General features: G+C 55.3%; 4 protein-coding genes. All 4 read right to left on the reverse strand.

The genetic code is table 11. From position 1 onward, the window contains the following. A partial coding sequence (locus BMY60_RS14640; protein ID WP_143057476.1) for a NapC/NirT family cytochrome c occupies window positions 1-548 on the reverse strand: 548 nt, incomplete at its 3' end. A 12-nt stretch (window positions 549-560) separates the two neighbouring features. Next, window positions 561-1286, reverse strand: coding sequence for a cytochrome c-550 CycA (gene cycA, locus BMY60_RS14645; RefSeq protein ID WP_090334629.1), 726 nt, complete (start codon window positions 1284-1286; stop codon window positions 561-563). A gap of 153 nt (window positions 1287-1439) precedes the next feature. Continuing rightward, on the reverse strand, window positions 1440-2483 hold the full coding sequence (gene haoB / locus BMY60_RS14650) for a hydroxylamine oxidation protein HaoB (protein ID WP_090334630.1): 1044 nt from the start codon (window positions 2481-2483) through the stop codon (window positions 1440-1442). Then, window positions 2480-4186 carry a multiheme c-type cytochrome gene (locus BMY60_RS14655; RefSeq protein WP_090334632.1) on the reverse strand — a complete coding sequence of 569 codons (1707 nt, stop codon included), beginning with the start codon at window positions 4184-4186 and terminating at the stop codon, window positions 2480-2482. Before BMY60_RS14655 ends, haoB begins: the two co-directional genes overlap by 4 nt. Between the last annotated feature and the right edge of the window lie 351 nt (window positions 4187-4537).

Consider the following 4537-nt stretch of genomic DNA (forward strand, 5'->3'; position numbering starts at 1 on the left):
CGCTGCTCTCGGCTGGCATCCAGGTCCGTCATCGGCGCTTCTTCATGCACCAGATTCTGGTGACAGTCAATACACGTCGCTCCATGCGTCTCCATGCGCTTGTGCGCCGCCTGCGCATCGTCTCCCGGCGGATCCGGGTCCCTGTGGCAATCCCGGCATGTCACACTGTCCCATTTCTTCAGGTTCATCCGCGCATCATGCGCCATGATCAAACGCCGCTCGTTAAACTTCTCCAGCGTCGAGTAATCATTCACCAGCTCCAGCCATAATTCCCGCGCTCCATCCACTACGTGCGTATATACCGCCAAATGAAAATTCCTGAATCCCTGCGGGATATGGCAATCCTTACAGCCAGGGTTCGCTCCCAGCGCGCCATAATGCGTCGATTCTTGCAACTCCTCTTGCGGATAGGTCATCGAATGACAACTGGTACAGAATTCATCCGTCGATAACGCCGCCTCTCCTCCAAATACCACGCCTACCAGCACTATTCCCAGCAACGCGCCCGTCAGCAGAGTGCCTATCGCGCCTTTTTGTAATGCAGTCATTCAGGCCTCCTGTTAATCGTCATCATCGTCATCGTCATCTTCGTCGCCTTTCTCGCCTTCCTCTGCGTTGGCCTGGAATTCGTCGTGATATTTGAATTTCGGCTCGCCTACAAACGCACCATCCAGCTTGTAGTGTGCATGCATCGCCTCGTCGTCTTTCACCATCTTGTCAAAGTCAAAACGGTATTTCTCGTCAATCTCCGGTGTGAACGGAACGTACGGCTCTTTGACGCCTTCCCACCCCGATCCTTCGTAGTTCAGGTGGCATGCCGCACACGCTTCTTCAAAGTGAAAGTCCTGCCCACGATCCGCCAGCCGTTTGCGCGGCATGGTCTTGCCGGCTTTCTCAAAACGCTGCCCGCCTTTACGATGGTCGCCCCGATATTTCTTGCCCGGCCCGTGGCACGATTCACACCCTACCGCCGCCAGCATTTTCTTCGGCCGCTCTATGGTGTAGCCGCCTTTCTGCTTCCATCCATCAACGTGACAGCCTACGCAGTCCTTGTCTTCCGTATAGTCCTTGTCAGGATCCAGTCCCGCTTTTTCTTTGGCTTCAGCGCGTTCGCCAGGCTTTAACGATTCCATCGCCTTCGCATGCGCCGTCTCTTTCCACGACTTAGCCTGTGATTTGTGGCACGAGCTGCATTTCTTGCGCCCTTCAAAGTCTGCCGCGACTGTGCCCGAGAAAAATGCAAACATCGCAACGAGCGCCAGTATATAGGTTATTGGGTGTTTCATCCTTCCTCCTCGTACTTTTTTATTTCATGTGATAAGCCGCGTATTGTACGCGATCACCCGTTTGTGTAAATGGTTATTGTACGCTTCCCGCTTTTTTGTTGGTAGTCTGTTTGTTTTGCATCACCACTACCCGCCGCTTTCCTTACAGGCCTGTTATTCCGGCCCGCCCGGTATCTTGTATAACCAGTAACCCCCTTTCTGATAGAGCAGCTGCAGCGCCTCTAACTCCGTGGGCGCGTCTTTGTCGGTGAACGGCAGCATGCCGGCCAGCAGGGTTTTGCTGCTTTGTTCGTCACTCAGAAAGTAGACCCTGATTTCCATGTCGGTGATCGATTGCAGGGTGTAGGTGTCAAAGTCGTGTTCCTTGAGCTGGACTTTCATGTGGTTGATCATGCCATGGATGTTGCCGGTCAGCGGAAAGTTCTGGTAGGCAACGCCGATTTTCTCCGGATACATGAGCCCCAGTTTGTACAGGTCGGTTACATGTACGATGATGTAGGCTGCCCGCTCCGGACCAATCAGCTCGCGCAGCTGCGCAACGCCCGCTTCAGGCTCGGCTGTCAGCGCCAGCGCGAAACGCTCGAATTGCTCCAGCTCCCGCCGCTCGGGTTTGCTTTGCCAGAATGATTGTTCGTAGGCGTCGATGGCTTCTATGTCCACCTGCCAATGCTGCGGTATGATTAACGGTTCGTTCAGGTGACTGCTAAACAGGGTGTCATGACCGGTCAGCAAGTTGATCTGCTGGGATATGTCCCACCACGCTACGATGAGTGCGTCTTTTTCCGCATACCGGTTGATCGCCGCAGCCAGTGCGCTCAGTTCGGATGATTTCCAGTCCAGCGCATGCAGCACTTCCCTGCTGCTGTTCTCCCATTTGATCAGTACCGGCGCGCCACCGTCCCGTTGCGCTACGGTCGCCTGCGCCACAGGCTTCTCCGCTTCAGGCACGATTACGTCGTACCGCCTGATCTCCAGCTCCGGCCAGGCGTCCAGCTCCAGCTCGGGATAGTCCTGTACACTGCCTGTGGCTATCTGCTGATAATGATACGGCGCTTGCGCCGGCTCAAACCACAGGTACGCAAACCAGCCCAGTAAAACCAAACCTCCCGTCACCAGGAGTATGCCTAATGACGGGAGCAGCTTGCCTCCCGGCCGCCTCACCTGCGTGCCGCGGCCGGTTGTCTCTGCGGGTATCAAGCTTCGGTTTGCTTACGTTTGCGCCATCCCGCCAGGGCTATCGTGCCCGCCAGCAGCATGCCGCCTCCCAAACCACCCAGCGAAATCTTCTCCGCCGTGCCGTCAAGATCCAGTAAGCTGGTGCGCTTGCCTTCCAGTTTCGCAACGCGTTCTTTCAACGCAACCATCTCACGAATCCGGAAGTTCTCGTCCTCGACTTCCACATACGCACGGTTCATCGGACCCCAACCTTCGGTATAGGTCCAGCCGCCCGGATTAACGTGCGCAAGACCAACGTGCATCTTGGCCAGGTCGTTTTCACCCATCTCCAGCACCTTGAGTTCCATCGATGCCGGATTGTTGTCCTGCGACCAGAACAGCTGCGTGAAAATCATGAATCCCGGCTTCTCAGGCTCAGGTGGATTCGGACGGTTGGTCTTCTGCCCAGCCAGCAGCCCTTCGTTGTACAGCTTCTCAACAACGTCATGCGCATCCTGGTATTTCGCCAGACCCTGCAGTGTGCCTTTGTCCATCAGATCCAAATACGAACGCGCAAAACGCTCAGAGTGACATTGCGTGCAGGTGACTACCCACGCGTCCAGCCGCTCTTCCGACCATTCACTGTTGATGTTCTCCGCTATGCCAGGCACAAACGGATAGTTCGCCCAGCGCACTTTCCTGACCATGTTGTGGCTGTACTCGCCTTCATACTCCATGTGACAACCCGCACAGGTCGGCGCTGTCTGCCCGCCTTTGCTGTACGCGTCTTTCAACGGCACGTCCCAGTTCCAGCCGTTGCCCATCATCGCCACCATCTTGCCATGCTTGGACATCGAGTACGCTTCCCAGTTGTTGTGGTCTACACCACTGTGACAGGTCGCGCATGCCTCCGGTTTGCGCGACTCCACCACCGAAAATTCATGCCGGGTATGACAGGTGTCGCATTTGTTCTGGTTCATGTGGCACATGGTGCAGCCTTCCGCTACTTCGCGCTGCGGCATCGCCGCCCATACCGTCGTCTCTACGTTCGCCTTGTAGTCCAGCGCATGAGACGGCCGCCCATCCGGCCATTGTCCATGCGGCCAGATCAGCGTGTCGCGCTCAGATTCTCGTTCGGCAAATTCCTGCAGATGACACTTGCCGCATACATCCGCCGTCGGCATGATCAAGTCCTTGCTGTGATCAATCTTGCCTTCCTGCCCTATGCCCACGTGACAGTCTATACAACCTACTTCCTTCAGCTGCTCGCCTTCCTTCAAATAACCCATCGAACGCAGATTCTTCTCAACGTCCTCAAGCTTGCCTTTCTTGTAGTAGGTCGGATCGCCCGCCTTCAGCGTGCGTATCTTGTCCAGATTGGCATGCGCGCTTTTCTTCCATGCATGCACCCATACCGGCGATTCGTCCGCGTGACACTCCACGCACTCCTTACGATCCGCCTTGTCCCGCATCGATGTCGGCGGCTCGTAGAATGTCGCCGGATCCATGTACGTGCTCAACGGAATCGGCTCCCAGTAATCACCCATCGTCCCCTTGCCAAAACCCTGCTCAGGATCCTTATACCGCTTCACCAGCGCCTCATGCAACTGCTTCGGCGTCGCGCCACGGTCAAGCCCCAATGCCTCGTATGTCTCGTCCGGTACACTCGGTATCGCATGTACCAGCCCCGACAGTGCTAATGCACTTACAAATATGACCACCTTTAGCCATAGCTTGGAAATCATTGCTCTCTCCTTTGTATTTCTGTTAATTCCCAGTTCTCGTTCTTCTCTTGCTTGCTGCCCTTTTCTACTTCTTCTCGTTATCTTAATACCACCCTGTACCGCCCCGGCTTCAAGCACCTCTGCTATCAATTCCCCAGGCAGCCAGAACGCCGCATTTATCCTTGATATAGTCACCTCACCTAACGCACATCCATCACGCACGCCAGCTCAAGACAACACTGCTATCCTACCCAGCAACCAACCATACAGCGCTTGCGCCTCCCCGCATTATCACACTATTCAGCCCGCCTCACCACGTTCAATCCTCTAAAACTCCAACAAAGACTACTCAGTCATGTTCAGACTGTCAAG

Source organism: Nitrosomonas sp. Nm51, assembly GCF_900111165.1.
Classification (GTDB): domain Bacteria; phylum Pseudomonadota; class Gammaproteobacteria; order Burkholderiales; family Nitrosomonadaceae; genus Nitrosomonas.